Below are 17,496 nucleotides of genomic sequence, written 5' to 3'. Positions count from 1 at the left end.
ATGGGCCCGACCCGATCGCGGTCCGCCCGCGCGACGGCGCGGCGGCGGTCGTCCGCCGAACCGAGTCGGCCAAACGCCGCCCTTTCGCGTTATCGGGCATGGCCGCCGTGCGCGGCCCTGTTCGACGACGATGAGGATTCGAGAGCATGAGACAGATCGCACTGGCCGGGCTCGCCGCTGCCGGACTGATCTCCGGCGCGTTTCTGGGGCCCTCGTCCGCCCGGGCGGCCGATTACGGCTACGACGCCTATGACGAACCCGAGACGGTGGTGACCCGCCGCACGGTGGTGGAGCGGCGCGTCGTCGTCCCGCCCCGCGACATCGTCCGGGAGGTCATCGTCGAGCGTCCCGTGGTGCCGCCGCGCCGGTTCGTGCGCGAGGTGATCGAGGAGCCGCCGGTGGTGTACCGGCCCCGGCCCGTGGTCCGCGACGTGGTGGTAGAGCGCGAGGGCGTCTACGGCCCCCGCCGCTTCGGCCCGCGCCCGGTGGGCTACGGCGACGGACCGGCCTACGACCCCTACGATTGACGCGCGGCGCCGCCGGCCCCGATGGCGCGGGCCGGCGGCTCAAACCTCGCCGGCCTTCGTCGCCCGAAGAGCAGGAGCAGGACGCCGAGCCCCGCGCAGAGAAGGCCGAACCGTGTCGGATCGCCGTGTGTGGTGCCTCTCATCGTCGTGACCCTCCTCCCGAGAAGCAAAGGTCGTCCCGTTGGTTAGGCGAGCCGGGCGGACAGGCCCGAGCGGCACCTGTCGAGGGGGGCCGGCTGCGCCGGTGACGTCAGGCGGCGAGGCTTTCCTCCGCCGCGCGCGGGAGCGGGCACGGAATCCCCGCCGCGGGGGCCGACGGCCCCGGCGGCCGGACCGCGTCGAGCCCGAGCAGCGCGGCCCGGACCTCGTCGAGGCGCGAGGGCTCCCCCTCCGCCATGCCCTCGGAGGCGGCCAGCTCCTTGAGGTGCTCGTCCCAGGCCCAGCGCCGCAGGATCTCCCGCTTGACGCCGCGCGTCAGGCGCGGGTGATCGAGGACCGCCCGCACGGTGCCAAACACCGCGGCCGGGTTGAGCAGCGCCCGCTCCCAGTCCGGATCGGGGCGCCCGGGGCCGGCAACGACGGCAAGCCGGGGCGTTCGGTGCCGCACCATGCGTTCGAGGTTGCTCATGACCGTGATCATGGCCGTCTCCCGCTGCCGTCAGGGCCAGGGCAGGGCGGCCGTCCGCACGGCGGCGCCGGCGGCGAGGAAGACCAGGGCCATGTCACAGGCCGTCACCGCCCGGCTGTCCGCCGCCGAGGCCGTGGCGCGGCGCGAAGCGAAGCGCGCCTCGTCGCCCGTGACGGCCACGGCGAGCCAGAGCCCGCCGGCGGCGCCGAGCAGGGCCGCCAGGGCCGGCCCCGTCAGCGAGGCCGGCAGGAGCGCGGCGAGCCCGATGCAGAGGCCGGTCGTGAGCAGGCCGTCGATGAGCCGCGTGGCGTCGGCCGCGGCCGGCGACCCGGTCGTCCACCGGCGCCCGTCCGCTCGAGGGGACCCGAGCCGGAGAGGCCATGGTCTGCGCAGGAGGTTCGGCATGCCGCACCTCCCGCTCAGTTGAGGCCGTCCGCCGACGGCGGATCGCCGGGGGACCGCGCCGCCCGATCCGCCAGGATCACGGGCGGGACGGAGGGGATCGCCGGCATCGCGTCCAGGGCCTGGAGCGCGGCCAGCACCGCGTCGAGGGGAACCGGCTCGGCCCGGCAGCCCTCGAGGCAGCGCAGGGCCGGGCAGGATTCGACGGCGCGGGAATCCGAGGCCCAGGAGGCCAGGATGGCCCGCTTCTCGGCGATCGACAGGCCGGGATAGGCCAGCACCTCGCGCGGGTGCCGGAAGACGTCGCCCGGCGCGACGAAGGCTTCGAAAGGCTCGACGGCCGTCGCCCGCAGGGTGGCCGAGGCGAGGGGGCCGAGGCGCTCGATGGGGGTGTCCGACAGGTGCATCACATCCTCCTCTTCGTGAGCGAGGGATCATTCGATCAGCGCTGGATCGGCGGGCGCGACCCCCAGGGTCCCCGCCCGCCGCGTCAGGCGTTCCGGGTGCCCGTCAGTGGGCCGTCTCGCCGGGCGTGCCGCCGCTGATCGCGATGCGGCGCGCCGAGGCGGGAGCCTGGGCCGAGCGGGGCAGGGTCACGCTGAGCACCCCGTTGCGGAAGGTGGCGTGCGCCTTGTCCTCCTCGACGGCGAAGGGCAGCGCGATCGTCCGCTCGAAGCGGCCGTAGGATCGCTCGGTGTAGCCGCGGGCCGTGTCGCTCGTCTCCGAGCGCTTCTCGCCGCGCAGGGTGAGGACACCGTCCTCGATCAGCACCTCGACGTCGCTCTCGTCGAGGCCCGGCAGCTCGGCCGACACCTGCAGGCCCTGATCCGTCTCGACGACCTCGACGCTGGGCCAGCCGGTGCCGGCCCGGCCGAGGGCGGGCATGCCGTTCAGGCCGGTGAAGACTTCGTCGAACAGCCGGTTCATCTCGCGGTGGAGCGTCAGGAACGGGCTCAGCGGTTCGGAGCGCATCGGGCCCGGCACGGCGGCGCCCGCGTTGCGATTCCAGGGAAGCAGATCTCTCACACTCATGGCTCTCTCCATCAGCATGGTTGACGTTGGTTCGACCCCGGCGGACCCGACGGCCCGCACAGGGGCTCACGGTTGAAGGGGGCCGGCCCGACCGCTCAGGCGGCTTCGGGCTGCCCGGCCCCGTACCGGATGGCCTCGGTCTCGCCGGACGGCGCCGCCACGGTTCGCGCGGGTGCCGCGGGTGCATTGTCCTGTCCGACCGGGCCCTGCGGCGAGCCGATCGCGATGCGGCGCGGCTTCAGGGCCTCGGGCACCTCGCGCTTGAGCTCGATCGTGAGCAGGCCGTTCTCCAGGGCGGCACCCAGCACGGTGACGTGTTCGGCCAAGTTGAAGGTCTGGCGGAACGACCGGGCGGCGATGCCCCGGTGCAGGTACTGGCGCTCGCCCTCCGGGCCCTTCTTCTGGCCCGTGACCAGCAGGGTGGTGTCGTGCTGGACGAGGTCGATCTCGTCCGGGGTGAAGCCGGCCACCGCCATGGTGATGCGATAGCTGTCCTCGGCCGCCTTCTCGATGTTGTAGGGCGGCCAAGCGGTAGACGCTTCCACACGCTCGGCCTGGGTCAGCAGGTCGAACAGCCGGTCGAAACCGACCGAGGACCGGAACAGGGGGGACACATCGTACGTCCTCATGACCACATCCTCCGTTGAGCAACGTGATGACGAGGGACGCCGGCCCCGTGAGCCGGCGCCCTGATCGCGAGCCTTCGAGCCTCGCACGCGCGTAACGTGGGGGTTCGCAGCCGGTTCCCGGCCGTTGCCGAATTTTTCCAGGGCCCGGCCTTCAAGACCCTCGTGTGACGTATGGCGCCGGGCGGCCCGCAGGGGGTCGGAACAGGGACGGGGCTCTGGTGTCTGTCGGAGGAACGCTCCAAGGCTCGACCCTGTCGGCGACCGGACCGGATGAGTCCGCTCTGGCCGGTCCATCGTTCGGGTCGAGCGCGGGATTTGGAGCCGCCGGCGGAATGCGGCACCCTCCCGACCCGGGACCGGCCGCCTGCGGCCGGCCCGGCACGGCGCCCTCGTCGATGGGCTCGAACCGAGGGAGACGGATGCAATGAAGGTCGCCGTGATGGGAGCGGGGTCGGTCGGATGCTATTACGGCGCCCTGCTGGCGCGCGCCGGGGCCGCGGTCACCCTGGTCGGACGCGCGAGCCACGCCGATGCGATCAACGCGCGGGGCCTCATCCTGGAGACCGCGACCGGGCGCGAGACCGTGCGCCTGCGGGCGACGACCGGCGCGGAGGGGGTAGCGGGCGCCGATCTGGTGCTGGTCTGCGTCAAGTCCGGCGACACCGAGTCGGTCGGCCGGGCGATCGCCCCCTTCCTGGCGCCGGACGCGGCGGTGCTGAGTTTCCAGAACGGGGTCGACAACCCGCAGCGCCTCGCCGCGGTGCTCGGCCGGCCGGTGGTGCCGGTGGCCGTCTACGTCGCGACCGGGATGCCGGGGCCCGGCCACGTCCGGCATTACGGACGCGGCGACGTGGTGATGGGGCCGTTCCCCCGCAGCGACGCGGTGGCGGCGCTGTTCGCACAAGCCGGCATCCCGACGGAAGTGTCGCCCCGGGCCCTCGACGCCCTCTGGGGCAAGCTGATCGTCAACTGCGCCTACAACGCCCTCTCGGCGATCACGCAGCTTCCCTACGGCCGCCTGCTCGCCGTGCCCGGCATCGACGCCGTGATGACGGACCTCGTGGCCGAATGCGTCGCCGTCGCCGAGGCCTCCGGCATCACGGTGCCGCCCGACATCCTGGCCCAGGTCCTGGCCCTCGCGGCGACCATGCCGGACCAGCTCTCCTCGACCGCCCAGGATCTGGCGCGGGGCCGGCCCAGCGAGATCACGCATCTCAACGGGTTCATCCTGCGTGCCGGGCAGACCGCCGGCATCGCCACGCCGGTCAACCGGACGCTCGTCGCCCTCGTGCTCGCGGCCGAGGCCCGCGCGGTGCCGGCCCCCGCCTGACGGAGGTCCGGCCGGGTCAGCGGTTCCGGGGCTCGCGGTGCAATTCGTGCGATCCGGGCACGCCCGACTGGGTCAGCGTGAGACGGTCCCCGTCCAGCAGCCCGATGAAGCGCTCCTTGCCGATGTCGAAGACGATCATGTTGTCGGTCCGGTCGAGCACGTGGAGCGCGTCCCACTGGAACGGCTTGGCCGGGTCGCGATTCGCCTGGACCGCATCCTGATCGACGGTCAGCACCAGGCCGTCGCTCACCCACCGGCCGACGAGATCCGAGCCCCGCGTCGATCCCGCGGCGGCCGGCAGGGCAGGGCCGCCGACGATGAGCAGGGCCGCCCAGAGTGATGGATTCCAGACCCCCATGCGCAGGCTCCCGCCGAATTCTCCGCTCACACGCGTCGACGCCGTATCCTAGCATTCTTCCCGGGGCCGCGTCGCCGCGCCCGGATGGCCCCCGGCGACAGCGCGTCGGGACGGATCAGACGGCGGGTTGCGGCTCGCCGAGGACGCGGCGCACCAGACCGGCGTCGAAGCCCGAGGCCTGAGCCCGGAACCGCAGCGCGAGGCTCGGGTCCTGGCCGGCGACCAGGCGGCTCGCGGCGGCATAGGCGATGGCCGAGATCTGTCGCAGCCGCTCGGCGTCGCCCCGATCGACGAACGCCAGGATCTCCGTCACGCTCGCCTCGAGCTCCCAGGCCGTGTTGACGAGGCGGGCGCCGCTGACGGCGGCGGCGCAATGCGAGAAGTAGCTCACGGCCGGCGCGAAGATCTGCCGGGCCTTCGAGAGCAGCAGCAGGTCGGTGGCCGCGCGCTGGTTCTCGGTCAGGCTGAGCCCGACGCTCGACGCGACGCGTGCCCGCCCGTAACGATCGCCGAATCGGCGCACCACCTCCTCGTCTTCGGTGCAGACCAGGATGTCTCCCGACAGGATCGACGTGTCGATCTGCCGGAAGAATGCGCTGAGCGGCGTATAGCGCTGCAGGATCTGAACCATGCCGTCGTTGACGAGATGGTCCAGATCGCCGCGATTGACGACATCGAGGATGTCGCCGCGGCGGACGTGAACTGCGGTGCAGGTCGGGAGGTCGATGCGCCCGCCAACGAACCCGATGGCCTCGCGCACCGGCGCGCTCCAGTTGACCTTCGACCACGCGGCCGCCAGGGCGGCTCGGAGATCGGTCTCGGCGGCCATGAAGCCGAGGAGCGGCCCCGGAAAGTCGTAGAGCAGGTCCTCGCCCTCATCGAGCGCCGCAGGCAGGTCCTGCCGGCTCAGGCCCGAGAGCGCGTCGGCGGCGTGATACAGGCCGCGGAGCCGGACATGCGCGACCTGCTCGCTCGTCAGGATCTCTCCGGCCAGACCCGGATCCGCGTCCGTGAACAGGGCCCGGTCGGCGAAGATCTCGAGCAGGAACCTGGGGTGCATGAGGACGCAATCGGCGTAGATGCTCGCGCCGCCGAGCGGCGACCAGATCACCTTGAGCGGCAGGCCGAGCTGCTGCGCCAAGATGCGGGCATAGAGTGCGGAGAGCATTCGAGTGCCGAGACCATCGCCCCGCGCCGTGTAGATTGCTTTCAACGACGTCCATGAACTGAGAAGCGGGCACAATTGGAGGTGGCGTCATGCGAAGATTCTACTTTGGGATGATTGCTCGGAACCTTTGGTGACACTGGGTTACGTCGGTACACGAATCCGAAGCCCGTTCTGCGGTGCAAACCCGAGCGGGCGACGCCCTCCGAACCCGATCATTGCGGCCCTGACACATCATTTCGAAAATCTTCGAACCCGCGCGGTTCTCAAACCCTTCAGCCAGCATGGCAAGACGGTGACGACTACCGCCGGCAGGGCGCCGTGCCGGATCCTCATACGGTCAGATCCGGAAGACCCAAACACCTCGCCGATGGTGAATATAGCGGGAAACCTACCGACTCATAGACATCGATCGGGATATCGAAGACGCACGCAACGGCTACCACGATGTGAAAAGCCGAGCTTCCCGCACGATGAGGTGGGCGATCGGAACGGCGACGATCACGGATCGCGGATGTTCTCCGTCGGCACGGCGTTCGTCCCGAGAATGCGTTGCCGCCGCCAAAGGTCGGATGCTATCAGGCCGACGGCATGATTGAGGGTCGGCTCATCGCGGTCGGCCGGCCCGCTTCGGATCGCCTTCGCGGGACGCATCGCTGGTCTTCGCTTCTTGATCTCGAGACGCTTTCTTTCGACACTCGTATCGCGTTTCCACGGCAAGGTCTGAATTACGATGCATTTTTTGCGGAAAAGAAAGTCTTTTCAGCGACACATCAGTTTAATCCGCAAGACCAATCTGTTCGACAAAAAATTCTACAGAAGCAATTACGCCATCGGGCGGCACGTCAGTGCGGAGAAGCATTTTCACACGATCGGCTGGAAGATGGGCTTCAGGCCCTCCCCCTTCTTTGACACACAGTTTTACATCACAGCCTATCGCGATGTCCAAGACATCGGCATCAATCCGCTGATCCACTACTTGTTAAATGGAGGCTCGGAATTTCGTCGGCCGTCCGACGACTTCGATGCGCATGCCTTTGGCATAGCGCATCCGACCCTCGACTTCTCAGTCCAGACGCCCGCAGAGTATTGTCTCGCTCTCTATGGAAGCTATCATTGGCGCGACTGCCCCCCGATCAAGCCCGTGACATCTGCTGCGGCAATCGCGACGTTCAAGCCCGTTTTCGATGCTCAATTCTATCTCTCCCACAATCTTGATGTCGCCGACGCGAACACGGATGCGCTCCAGCATTTTGTCCATTTCGGACAGTACGAATACCGGGATCCCTCCTCGACCATCGAGGCCTACTTCTATCACCGAAAGTTCGCGACGCTCGATGGCCGCGGGCAAAGCCTCATCGACACCTATCACGATCAGGTGCAGCGCATCGTCCCCCGGACGGCGAACGCCGAGTCGATCTTCGTCGATCTGAGAGGCCGCTCCGCCGAGGCGACCAAGTCCACCCTTCGCCTCTGCGTTCACGCACACTGCTTCTACCCGGAGCTGATCAAGGAGCTGATCCCGGGCTTCCACAACCTGCCGGCAAACGCCACCCTCGTCCTCACCGCCGTCTCCTCGGCCGATGCGCAGTTCATCGCCCGCGCGCTGGCCCGGCATGCCGTCGCGCAGCCCACCGAAATCCGGGTCGTGCCGAACCGCGGCCGTGACATCGCCCCCTTCCTGGTGGGGTGCCAGGACATCTGGCGCGCGTTCGACATCGTCCTCCATCTGCACACCAAGGTCAGCGCCCATGTCGACTGGGGGACGGAGTGGCGGCACTACCTGTTCGATCAGACTCTCGGATCGAAGGCGCTGGTCGACTGGGTCCTGGAGCGCTTCGCTGCGGACCCGAAGCTCGGCTGCCTGTATCCGCGCAACTTCTACCGGATCCGGGAATACGTGAATGTTGAGCAGAACAGCCGCGCGATCGGTGACTTCCTCGCGGCCCTCGGACTTCCGGCCGATGCCGGCATCCAGCCGGACTACCCGGCCGGGTCGATGGCCTGGTACCGGACCGCGGGCCTGGCGCGGCTCGCCGATGCCCTGACGACCCTCGAGCGATTCGAGGAGGAGGCGGATCAGGTCGACCTGACGCTCGCGCATGCCCTGGAGCGGATCATGACGCTGGTGGTGCGCGCCTCGGGCTACGCGGTGCGCAACTACATGACCGAACGCCGGGAGCGCCTGATTCCGGTCTCGGGGCTGCCTGATCGCGAGAGCAGCACGGCGGCGGCGGCCACGCTCTGGCCCCGGGATACGCCGCGGATCGCCCGTCGGCCGCCGCTGCCGGTAGCGCCCGTCAACCGCCTCTACAACCCGGAAGCCCTCGACGTGCACTGGGTCCTGCCCGCCTTCGCGCAGGGGGGAGCCGGTGGCCACATGACGATCTTCCGACTCGTCGAGTACCTCGAACGCTTCGGACACCACCAGACCCTCTGGCTGCAGAATGCCGGCCACCTCGCCGATCAGGCCCTGGCCAAGCGCCTGATCCAGCGCTGGTATCGCCCGATCGGCTCGCGCGTCCATGTCCGCTTTCTGCCGGACGACGTGCGGCAGATCTCGGCCGATGTGCTCATCGCGACGGATTGCTGGACGGCCTATCCGGTGGCGCAGGCGCAGAACGTCAAGGAACGCTTCTACCTGATCCAGGACTTCGAGCCCTATTTCCACGCCGCCGGGGACCTCGCGCTGATCGCCGAGGCCACCTACGATTTCGGGTTCGCCAATCTCTGTGCCGGCACCTGGCTCCTCGAGCGTATGCAGGCGCGTGGCGGCTGGGCGCGGGCCTGGGAGCTCTGTGCCGACCACGACGTGTATTTTCCGGGCAAGACGCTGCCCGCGCTCGCCGACCGGCCGCTCCGGATCGCCTTCTATGCACGCCGCTACACGCCGCGCCGGGCGGTCACGCTTGGCTTCGCCGCTTTCGCCCTGTTGCAAGAGCGCGGATTTTCTTTCCAGGCTGAGTTGTTCGGTGAGGCGGACCTGGAGTTCGACGAAGCGTTCCCGCATGTCCAGCACGGTATCCTGACGCCGAAGGAGCTCGGCGAGCTTTACCGCTCCTGCGACCTCGGCGTCGTCTTCTCGACGACGAACTATTCGCTGATTCCGCTGGAGATGATGGCCTGCGGCCTGCCGGTCATCGAGATCGACACCGAGAGCACCCGGGCGATCTTCAAGAACGACGAGGTCACTTTCGCGGGGCCGATGCCCTACGCCATCGCCGACGCGATCGAGAGTCTCGCCGCGGATCCGGATCGCCAGGCCCTGCAACGGGCTCGGGGCTTTGCCTTCACGCAGGCGACCTCCTGGGAACGCAGCGCCCGCGTGTTGGAGGGCGCCCTCCTGGAGCGGCTCGGCGAGACCGGCTTCACACCGGTCTCCGTCTCGACGCTTCCCGCGCCCGTCACGCTGAAAGGCACCCGTGCCACGGTCTTCATCCCGACCTACAATGCCGGCCCGGACTTCACCCGTGTCCTCGACGCGTTGTCCCAGCAGAATTGTGATATCCCCTACGACGTGCTCGTCATCGACAGCGGCTCGACGGACGGCACCGTGGAGCGCGTGCGGGAGCGCGGCGGCCCGTTCCGGGTCGAGACGATCGACAAGTCGGACTTCCAGCACGGCCGGACGCGCAATCTCGGGATCGCCCGATCCGAGGGCGACTACGTCGCGATCATCACCCAGGATGCCTGTCCGAGGGACGCACACTGGCTGTCGGCCCTGATCGGCGGCTTCGCGCGCGGTCCGCGCGTCGCGGGCGTGATCGGACGCCACGAGGCCTATCCCGAACACGATCCCTTCACGCGCCGCGACATGCAGGAGATGTTCGACGGCCTCGCGCTGCTCCCCGACGTGATCGATCGCAACGGTGGCCTGCCGAGCTTCCTCTACCCCGGCGGTCAGAGCTGGGGGATGACGATGCAGTTCTACTCCGACAACAACTCGGCGATGTCCCGGGAAGCCTGGAAGGTCCTACCCTATCCCGAGGTGGATTGGGGCGAGGACCAGATCTGGGCGGCGGAAGCCCTGCGGCTCGGCTTCCAGAAGGCCTATGTCGACGAAGCGGTGGTCTACCACTCCCACGCCTTCGACGTGACGCAGCAATACGCTGTCTCAGCCACGGAGGGCCGGTTCTGGGCCGAACGTTTCGGAATCGAGCTGCACCCCGACGCGGAGGCGGCGATCGAGGGGATGAACGAGCGCGACCGGGCGTTCGCTCAGCGGACGGGGATTACCGACGATGTCCTCGCGAAAAGATACCTGCACAATCGGGCGACCGTGAAAGGGCGTTGCGCTGGTCACGACATGGCTTACCGGCTAGACATGTCATCCCGGCTATTCGTAGATCGGGCCTGACCGAGCGGCCGCGGCCCGTCGAGGTCTCAGCGGGTCGCCCGAACTTGCCTTGTGTTCGTGTCGCGTATCAGTGGCCGGGTAGAGCACCTCGCGGCGATCTGGGCTTCGCTGGCGCCGCGCGAGCGAGCGCTTTTTATTTCTGACACTGGGTTCCGATAATTAGCATGTCTTTCGAGGATCCGGCCGTCCGATGAGTGCCAGGTACGATCTGTCGGGAAAGCGCGTCCTCGTCGCCGGCTATCGGGGCATGGTCGGATCGGCTCTCGTGCGACGGCTCGCCTCGGAGCACTGCACGATCCTGACTCTGGGGCGAGACACGGTCGATCTGCGCCGGCAGACCGAGGTGGAGCGCTGGATGACGACGGAACGACCGCAGGCGCTGATCCTGGCCGCCGCCAAGGTCGGCGGGATCGTCGCCAACGACACCGCCCCGGCCGACTTCCTCTACGACAACCTGATGATCGAGGCGAACCTCATTCAGAGTGCGCACGCGGTCGGCGTCGAGAAGCTGCTGTTTCTCGGCTCTTCTTGCATCTACCCGAAGATGGCGCCCCAACCGATCGCCGAGGACGCGCTTCTGACCGGGCCGCTCGAGCCGACCAACGAGTGGTACGCCATTGCCAAGATCGCCGGCCTCAAGCTCTGTCAGGCCTATCGCCGGCAACACGGATGCGATTTCGTATCGGCCATGCCGACCAATCTCTATGGGCCGGGCGACAATTACGATCTCCGGGGAAGCCATGTCCTGCCGGCCCTGCTGCGCAAGGTGCACGAGGCCAAGCGCCGGAACCGAGAGACCATCACGCTGTGGGGGACGGGAACCCCGTACCGCGAGTTCCTCCACGTGGATGATCTCGCCGATGCCTGCGTGCACCTGATCAAGACCTATTCGGAGGAGGGTCCGATCAATGTCGGGTCGGGCCAGGAACTCACCATCCGCGCATTGGCCGAGACGATTTCCGAGGTGCTGGGCTGGCAAGGGCAACTGGTCTTCGACACGACTAAGCCCGACGGCACGCCGCGCAAGCGCCTCGACACGACCCGCCTGGAGGCCCTCGGCTGGCGGCCGCGGATTGGCCTGCGCGAGGGGATCCAGGGCGCCTACATCTGGTTCCGGGACCATCATACCGAGGCCTGATGGAGCCTGCAGGCATCGGCCCGGATCCCACCATCTCCGCCCGCCCCCGGTTCCGCGCGACCCCACCTTAGGAGCGACGCATGTCCACCACGCAGAAAACCGCCCTGATCACGGGTATCACGGGTCAGGACGGGGGCTATCTGGCGGCACTGCTGCTGGAGAAAGGTTACATCGTCCACGGCATCAAGCGTCGGTCCTCGTCCTTCAACACGGGGCGGGTGGATCACCTATACGAAGATCCCCGCTTCGCGCCGACCGACTTTCACATGCATTACGGTGAGCTGACCGACGCCACCAATCTGATCCGGATCATGCAGGAGACCCTGCCGGACGAGGTCTACAATCTCGGCGCCCAGAGCCACGTGCAGGTCAGCTTCGAGACCCCGGAATACACCGCGAATTCTGACGCTGTCGGGACGCTGCGGCTGCTCGAGGCGATCCGTATCCTCGGCCTAAGCCAGAAGACGCGCTTCTATCAAGCCTCGACCTCCGAACTCTACGGCAAGGTCCAGGAGGTACCCCAGCGCGAGACCACGCCGTTCTACCCGCGCAGCCCCTATGCGGTGGCCAAGCTCTACGCCTACTGGATCGCGGTGAATTACCGCGAGGCCTACGGCATGCATGCGTCGAACGGCATCTTGTTCAATCACGAGAGCCCGACGCGCGGCGAGACCTTCGTCACCCGCAAGATCACCCGCGCGGTCGCGGCGATCGAGGCCGGGCGGCAGCCGACGCTCTACCTCGGCAACCTCGATGCCATGCGCGACTGGGGACATGCCCGCGACTATGTCGAGGGCATGTGGCGCATCCTGCAGCAGGACGTGCCGGACGACTACGTGCTGGCCACCGGCGAGATGCACTCAGTGCGCGAGTTCGTCGAACGCTCCTTCGCCGTGGTCGGCCGGACGATCGTATGGCAGGGGGAGGGGGTCGAAGAGCAGGGCCTCGACGAGAAGACTGGACAGGTTCTGGTCAAGATCGACCCGGTCTATTTTCGGCCGACGGAGGTCGAACAACTCCTTGGCGATCCGACCAAGGCATGGAAGAAGCTCGGCTGGAAACACAATGTTCAGTTTCCAGACCTCGTTGAAGAAATGGTACGCGCCGATCTTGCCGCCATACGATAAAATATATAGCGTGCAACGCCTTACTCCCTCCAAACTGAGACATTCGCGCACTAACAGAATATCAATACATATCTGCTATTATTAATCCACTTAAATTATTGAAAAACCCGAAAGGAAATCCTTTATTCCAATTTGCATCGATTGCCAGGCAATCCTCTTTATCAAACCATCAAATTGACTGGAGCTCAAAATATTAGGACCAAATTTTCTGTAAGTTATATTGGGATATACCGCTCCGCTGATTGAAAAGCTTCTCTGGTACCAGTTAAAATACTCGAAATCACGGTCGCATAGGCGCCACTCTTCATTCGCCAAGCCAAGACATAGGGTGCGCAATAGATTCTTCCTATTTTATAGTTCGTCGTTTTCCCGGATGGAAACAACACCAAATGCTTATCCCTAAAGTTACCAGCTCCACTTCAAATTGGTGGAAACACAAAGCAACACCATTCGCCGTACAAAGAGTCCGCTGGCTAGAAATCACTCACTGCTTCTAGGAGGATCTGAAGAAGCTCAAGCGACGAGACGACTGCGCGAAAAGGCGCGATCAGTCTATATGTCAGCTTGGCCACTTCCTGGGTAAATAATTTTTGGTGGTGGAGTTCGAGATAGTGCCGAGTTATTTAGAGGGCGCCTTATAAAAATGCCCAGTCTCAATTAATAAGATAGCAATCCTAATAAGCCCTCTAGCCGAATATACCTAAGACCACAAAATCTTCACACAAAAAAAGAGACACAAAATGATAGAAAAACTTCCTAAATCATTCAAGATGTCCGTTGGTATTGTTCTATTTAATCAAGATCGAGCTGGCTTCGAAACAACAGTCGAATCGATCGCGAGGTCGTCTCATCTGATCAATTTAAATAATAATATTGATATCGAAATATACTATAAGTGGAATTCTTCCGCTCTGTTTGACGCAGAGCAAGTTTGCCAACATTATGGCATAAAATCGAGTAATGTTGCTGGAAGCTCCAATGTAGGTTTTGGTGCTGCACATAACGCAATGATGCAACGATCATTTTCAAATTCTACTGATTACTATCTTTGCTTAAATCCTGATGGATTTTTACATCCTAATGCACTAAAAAAACTCATAGAATTTAACATAGATTTAAACGAGCCTGCACTTATAGAGGCTATCCAATTTCCAAAGGAACATCCTAAGCCCTACGACCCATTTACCGGCAAGACACAATGGTGCTCTGGCGCATGTCTGTTAATCTCGAAAGAATTATATAGCCTAGTCGGTGGGTTTGATGACAATATGTTTATGTACTGCGAAGATATAGATTTGTCATGGAGAGTCAGAAATGCTGGCTTCAATTGTTTTACCTGTAGCTCTGCTTTGTTTTTTCATGATGTTACCGAATCGAAATCGGCTATGATTAAAAAGCTGATGCTTGAGTCAGCACGGTACTTATCTGCAAAATGGTCGGCACCTGAATTTCAAGCAGAAATGGAGCGTCAGCTAATCGAATTGAAGTATTATCCAAATAAAGATTACCTTCCACCCATTAAAAAACCACGTGAAACATTTCAGTCTAACGATATTCAAGAATGGCGTCAACTTCTTAGCTTCTCGCTGCCACGATGGTAAATAAAATATCTTGAATGCTAAATTATAGATAAAAAGAGGTTAGTACATGTCTGTGGTCACGACAATAATTCGAATTCATGAACTTGAGTGCATTCAGTTCCTTGAACGAGCTCTATTCTCGTTATCAGGCCAGAAAGTTGACGTTGATGTGATTATTGCAACACAAAGATTTAGCCCTACTTCGATCGATCAGATCAAATCTTTCACAGATGGTCACATCTTTGGATCGCTGAAAAACATATCCATTTTGAACTCAACCCGAGAAGACCAGGATGATCTGCGTTCACATCTCATTAACCTGTCTATCCAACAAGTAAAAACCCGCTACGTGCACTTTTTAGACTTCGATGACATTATGTACCCCAACGCTTACCAGTTGCTTGTCTCTTGTTTAGACAAAACTCCAGCCGCAATTTCTTTTGGAGCAATAATATCAACTTATTATGAAAAACTAGCTGGAAATCCTTATATTGTTTCAAAAAGAAGAGAATTTTTCGGTAAAAGCAAATACGATCTTTTCGTTGATAATTTTTGCCCCATTCATAGCTTTCTGATCGATTTAAGCAAAATCGATATCAAGGATGTCCTGTTCGACGAAACGATGACTGCCTTAGAAGACTACAGTTTTTTAATAAGCTTTTTGTCCAAGTACGAGGGTGACTTTTCAATGATTGATACTCCAGTAGGTGAGTATTTTCGTAGGGAGTCTGATACTATTAATATGGCAAAAGGTCAATTTCCTGATCCGACCTTAAGATTAAGTAAGCTTGAGAAAGCGAGAGAGTTAATTCTTGATAAAAAAAGATCCACAAAAGTCGAAGTGCGGGTAAGTGAATTTACATGGTTATTACGTCAATCCCTTCCAGATCCAGCTCCTGCACCGCTCGGAATTCACTTACCACCAGAAGTTAATTGTGTAGCTAGCTCTTCGTATAGAATAAACGAACAGATCGGAGCATTTTTCGCGTTTAAAATACTGGAGGAAGCATCCGAATGTAAGGATGATTTGGCTGGATATGTTGATTCGTTTGAGGTCCATGGACAGAATACGGTTATAAAAGGTTGGGTAGATAACTTTTCATCTCCATATCATCAGTCATTTATTTTTTTCTGCAGTAAATCTGGCAAAAACATCCTCCAACCTGAAAGATACTCAAGGCCGGATGTGAATGAAGTTTTGAAAACTGATGGACTAGAGTATGGCTTTGAGTTCACTATTCCGACCGTAAGTTTTGATATCAGTAATGATGATTTTGCAGTATACCTCGTTAAATCGAAGGAAGGGGAAATCTACCGCTTAAGAATCCATGAATCATTTAGCTCTCAAATTCTTCAGTATTCCAAGGGCGTTAATTAGTATGTGCGGAATCGTTGGTATCGTCGGACGGGACGCCGTGGCCGGGCAGCTGGTGGAAGCCCTGCGCCGGCTCGAATATCGCGGCTACGACTCGGCCGGCATCGCCACCCTGACGCGGGGGCACCTGGAACGCCGGCGGGCTGAGGGCAAGCTCGGCAACCTCGAGATGCGCCTGCGCGACGCGCCGCTCGGCGGCAGCATCGGCATCGGCCACACCCGCTGGGCAACGCACGGGCGCCCCAACGAGACCAACGCCCACCCGCACGCCACCGCCCGGCTCGCGGTGGTCCATAACGGCATCATCGAGAATTTCCGCGCGCTGAAGGCCGAGCTCCAGGCGCAGGGCGTGCGCTTCGAGAGCGAGACCGACACCGAGGTGGTGGCCCAGCTCGTCAGCCACGCCATGGACCAGGGCCTCGGCCCCGTCGAGGCGGTGGCCGCCTGCCTGCCGCGCCTGCACGGGGCGTTCGCGCTGGGCTTCGTCTTCGCCGGGCACGACGACCTCCTGATCGGCGCCCGCCACGGGGCGCCGCTGGCCATCGGCTACGGCGAGGGCGAGACCTATCTCGGCTCGGACGCCCTGGCGCTGGCGCCCTTCACCCAGGAGATCACCTATCTCGACGAGGGCGACTGGGCGGTCCTGTCGCGCGACGGCGCCGAGATCCGCGACCAGGCCGGCCGGCCGGTCACCCGCGAGCGCCAGCGCATCGTCGCCCAGGCCTTCCGGGTGGAGAAGGGCAACCACCGTCACTTCATGGCCAAGGAGATCCACGAGCAGCCCGAGGTGGTGGGTCGCACGCTGGCCCACTACGTCGACCTCGCCCAGGGGCGCGTCGCCCTGCCCGAGGCCCTGCCCTTCGACTTCGCCACGCTCTCGCGAATCTCGATCACCGCCTGCGGCACCGCCTATTACGCCGGGCTCGTGGCCAAGTACTGGTTCGAGAGCCTGGCGCGCCTGCCCGTCGAGATCGACGTCGCCTCGGAGGCGCGCTACCGCGAGCCGCCGCTGGACCGGGACGGGCTCACCCTGGTGATCTCGCAATCCGGCGAGACCGCCGACACCCTGGCGTCGCTCCGCTACGCCAGGGCGCAGGGCCAGCACACCCTGGCGGTGGTGAACGTGCCGACCTCCACCATCGCGCGGGAGGCCTCCGCCACCGTGCCGACCCTGGCCGGCCCCGAGATCGGGGTCGCCTCCACCAAGGCGTTTACCTGCCAGCTCACGGTGCTACTGTGCCTCGCCATCCATGCGGGCCGGGCGCGCGGCACCCTGAGCCCGGAGGCGGAGCGCCGCCTCGTCGACGCGCTGATCACCGTGCCGGGCCTGATGGCTGACGCGACCAAGCTGGAGGGCGCGATCGAGATCCTGGCCCGCGAGGTCGCCAAGGCCCGCGACGTGCTCTATCTGGGGCGCGGCACCAGCTACCCGATGGCGCTGGAGGGCGCCCTGAAGCTCAAGGAAATCAGCTACATCCACGCGGAAGGTTATGCGGCGGGTGAACTCAAGCACGGCCCCATCGCCCTCATCGACGAGAGCGTACCGGTGATCGTGATCGCCCCCCACGACGCGATCTTCGAGAAGACGGTCTCGAACATGCAGGAGGTGGCGGCGCGCGGCGGGCGCATCATCCTGATCGGCGACGCCAAGGGCGCGGCCGCGGCCGGCCTCGACACCATGGCCACCGTGACGATGCCGGACCTCGACCCGGTGGTGGCGCCCATCGTCTACGCGGTGCCGATCCAGCTCATCGCCTACCACACCGCCGTCTTCATGGGCAAAGACGTCGACCAGCCGCGCAACCTCGCCAAGTCCGTCACGGTGGAATAAAAATTCATAATAGATAG

General features: G+C 63.4%; 15 protein-coding genes. 8 read left to right on the top strand and 7 right to left on the bottom strand.

Annotated features, from left to right (window positions below; genetic code table 11):
• Positions 1 to 146 precede the first annotated feature (146 nt).
• A complete protein-coding gene (locus ACXJY8_RS10460; protein ID WP_463779681.1) occupies positions 147 to 527 on the top strand; it encodes a hypothetical protein in 381 nt (126 codons plus the stop codon).
• 250 nt (positions 528 to 777) lie between these two features.
• On the opposite strand, the gene ACXJY8_RS10455 is transcribed toward ACXJY8_RS10460, so the two are convergent.
• From ACXJY8_RS10455 to ACXJY8_RS10435, 5 genes are all read right to left on the bottom strand, one after another.
• Complete coding sequence (locus tag ACXJY8_RS10455; RefSeq protein WP_463779679.1) at positions 778 to 1,167, bottom strand: hypothetical protein; 390 nt, start codon at positions 1,165 to 1,167, stop codon at positions 778 to 780.
• An 18-nt stretch (positions 1,168 to 1,185) separates the two neighbouring features.
• Positions 1,186 to 1,560: a hypothetical protein gene (locus ACXJY8_RS10450; RefSeq protein WP_463779677.1), complete on the bottom strand. Its 375-nt coding sequence runs from the start codon at positions 1,558 to 1,560 to the stop codon at positions 1,186 to 1,188.
• A 14-nt stretch (positions 1,561 to 1,574) separates the two neighbouring features.
• Positions 1,575 to 1,964, bottom strand: a complete 390-nt coding sequence (locus ACXJY8_RS10445; RefSeq protein WP_463779673.1) for a hypothetical protein — start codon at positions 1,962 to 1,964, stop codon at positions 1,575 to 1,577.
• A gap of 103 nt (positions 1,965 to 2,067) precedes the next feature.
• Positions 2,068 to 2,589 carry an Hsp20/alpha crystallin family protein gene (locus ACXJY8_RS10440; RefSeq protein ID WP_463779671.1) on the bottom strand — a complete coding sequence of 174 codons (522 nt, stop codon included), beginning with the start codon at positions 2,587 to 2,589 and terminating at the stop codon, positions 2,068 to 2,070.
• A 95-nt stretch (positions 2,590 to 2,684) separates the two neighbouring features.
• Entirely contained in the window at positions 2,685 to 3,218 is a 534-nt protein-coding gene (locus tag ACXJY8_RS10435; protein WP_463779668.1) for an Hsp20 family protein, read from the bottom strand.
• A gap of 424 nt (positions 3,219 to 3,642) precedes the next feature.
• On the opposite strand from ACXJY8_RS10435, the gene ACXJY8_RS10430 reads away from it, so the two are divergent.
• Positions 3,643 to 4,548: a ketopantoate reductase family protein gene (locus ACXJY8_RS10430; protein ID WP_463779666.1), complete on the top strand. Its 906-nt coding sequence runs from the start codon at positions 3,643 to 3,645 to the stop codon at positions 4,546 to 4,548.
• A gap of 16 nt (positions 4,549 to 4,564) precedes the next feature.
• On the opposite strand, the gene ACXJY8_RS10425 is transcribed toward ACXJY8_RS10430, so the two are convergent.
• Complete coding sequence (locus tag ACXJY8_RS10425) at positions 4,565 to 4,936, bottom strand: hypothetical protein (protein ID WP_463779663.1); 372 nt, start codon at positions 4,934 to 4,936, stop codon at positions 4,565 to 4,567.
• Between the two features lie 85 nt (positions 4,937 to 5,021).
• Positions 5,022 to 6,074, bottom strand: a complete 1,053-nt coding sequence (locus ACXJY8_RS10420; protein WP_463779659.1) for a hypothetical protein — start codon at positions 6,072 to 6,074, stop codon at positions 5,022 to 5,024.
• 730 nt (positions 6,075 to 6,804) lie between these two features.
• On the opposite strand from ACXJY8_RS10420, the gene ACXJY8_RS10415 reads away from it, so the two are divergent.
• The 6 genes from ACXJY8_RS10415 to glmS all read left to right on the top strand — a co-directional run bounded on the left by ACXJY8_RS10415 (position 6,805) and on the right by glmS (position 17,479).
• Positions 6,805 to 10,428 (top strand): rhamnosyltransferase WsaF family glycosyltransferase, encoded by a 3,624-nt coding sequence (locus ACXJY8_RS10415; RefSeq protein ID WP_463779657.1) that lies wholly within the window; start codon positions 6,805 to 6,807, stop codon positions 10,426 to 10,428.
• A gap of 190 nt (positions 10,429 to 10,618) precedes the next feature.
• Positions 10,619 to 11,566 (top strand): GDP-L-fucose synthase, encoded by a 948-nt coding sequence (gene fcl / locus ACXJY8_RS10410; protein WP_463779655.1) that lies wholly within the window; start codon positions 10,619 to 10,621, stop codon positions 11,564 to 11,566.
• Positions 11,567 to 11,646: 80 nt separating this feature from the next.
• On the top strand, positions 11,647 to 12,693 hold the full coding sequence (gene gmd / locus ACXJY8_RS10405) for a GDP-mannose 4,6-dehydratase (RefSeq protein WP_463779652.1): 1,047 nt from the start codon (positions 11,647 to 11,649) through the stop codon (positions 12,691 to 12,693).
• A gap of 740 nt (positions 12,694 to 13,433) precedes the next feature.
• Positions 13,434 to 14,294 carry a glycosyltransferase family 2 protein gene (locus tag ACXJY8_RS10400; protein WP_463779650.1) on the top strand — a complete coding sequence of 287 codons (861 nt, stop codon included), beginning with the start codon at positions 13,434 to 13,436 and terminating at the stop codon, positions 14,292 to 14,294.
• A 46-nt stretch (positions 14,295 to 14,340) separates the two neighbouring features.
• Complete coding sequence (locus ACXJY8_RS10395) at positions 14,341 to 15,651, top strand: hypothetical protein (protein WP_463779648.1); 1,311 nt, start codon at positions 14,341 to 14,343, stop codon at positions 15,649 to 15,651.
• A gap of 1 nt (position 15,652) precedes the next feature.
• Complete coding sequence (glmS, locus tag ACXJY8_RS10390) at positions 15,653 to 17,479, top strand: glutamine--fructose-6-phosphate transaminase (isomerizing) (RefSeq protein WP_463779646.1); 1,827 nt, start codon at positions 15,653 to 15,655, stop codon at positions 17,477 to 17,479.
• Positions 17,480 to 17,496: the final 17 nt, after the last annotated feature.

Source organism: Methylobacterium sp. TK31, assembly GCF_055361545.1.
This window is presented reverse-complemented; position numbering and strand designations above follow the sequence as displayed.

Excerpts from the sequence above, each read along its gene's own strand:
- ACXJY8_RS10460 (WP_463779681.1), top strand. The coding sequence starts at position 147 with ATGAGACAGATCGCACTGGCCGGGCTCGCCGCTGCCGGACTGATCTCC.
- ACXJY8_RS10455 (WP_463779679.1), bottom strand. The coding sequence starts at position 1,167 with ATGATCACGGTCATGAGCAACCTCGAACGCATGGTGCGGCACCGAACG.
- ACXJY8_RS10450 (WP_463779677.1), bottom strand. The coding sequence starts at position 1,560 with ATGCCGAACCTCCTGCGCAGACCATGGCCTCTCCGGCTCGGGTCCCCT.
- ACXJY8_RS10445 (WP_463779673.1), bottom strand. The coding sequence starts at position 1,964 with ATGCACCTGTCGGACACCCCCATCGAGCGCCTCGGCCCCCTCGCCTCG.
- ACXJY8_RS10440 (WP_463779671.1), bottom strand. The coding sequence starts at position 2,589 with ATGAGTGTGAGAGATCTGCTTCCCTGGAATCGCAACGCGGGCGCCGCC.
- ACXJY8_RS10435 (WP_463779668.1), bottom strand. The coding sequence starts at position 3,218 with ATGAGGACGTACGATGTGTCCCCCCTGTTCCGGTCCTCGGTCGGTTTC.
- ACXJY8_RS10430 (WP_463779666.1), top strand. The coding sequence starts at position 3,643 with ATGAAGGTCGCCGTGATGGGAGCGGGGTCGGTCGGATGCTATTACGGC.
- ACXJY8_RS10420 (WP_463779659.1), bottom strand. The coding sequence starts at position 6,074 with ATGCTCTCCGCACTCTATGCCCGCATCTTGGCGCAGCAGCTCGGCCTG.
- ACXJY8_RS10415 (WP_463779657.1), top strand. The coding sequence starts at position 6,805 with ATGCATTTTTTGCGGAAAAGAAAGTCTTTTCAGCGACACATCAGTTTA.
- fcl (WP_463779655.1), top strand. The coding sequence starts at position 10,619 with ATGAGTGCCAGGTACGATCTGTCGGGAAAGCGCGTCCTCGTCGCCGGC.
- gmd (WP_463779652.1), top strand. The coding sequence starts at position 11,647 with ATGTCCACCACGCAGAAAACCGCCCTGATCACGGGTATCACGGGTCAG.
- ACXJY8_RS10400 (WP_463779650.1), top strand. The coding sequence starts at position 13,434 with ATGATAGAAAAACTTCCTAAATCATTCAAGATGTCCGTTGGTATTGTT.
- ACXJY8_RS10395 (WP_463779648.1), top strand. The coding sequence starts at position 14,341 with ATGTCTGTGGTCACGACAATAATTCGAATTCATGAACTTGAGTGCATT.
- glmS (WP_463779646.1), top strand. The coding sequence starts at position 15,653 with ATGTGCGGAATCGTTGGTATCGTCGGACGGGACGCCGTGGCCGGGCAG.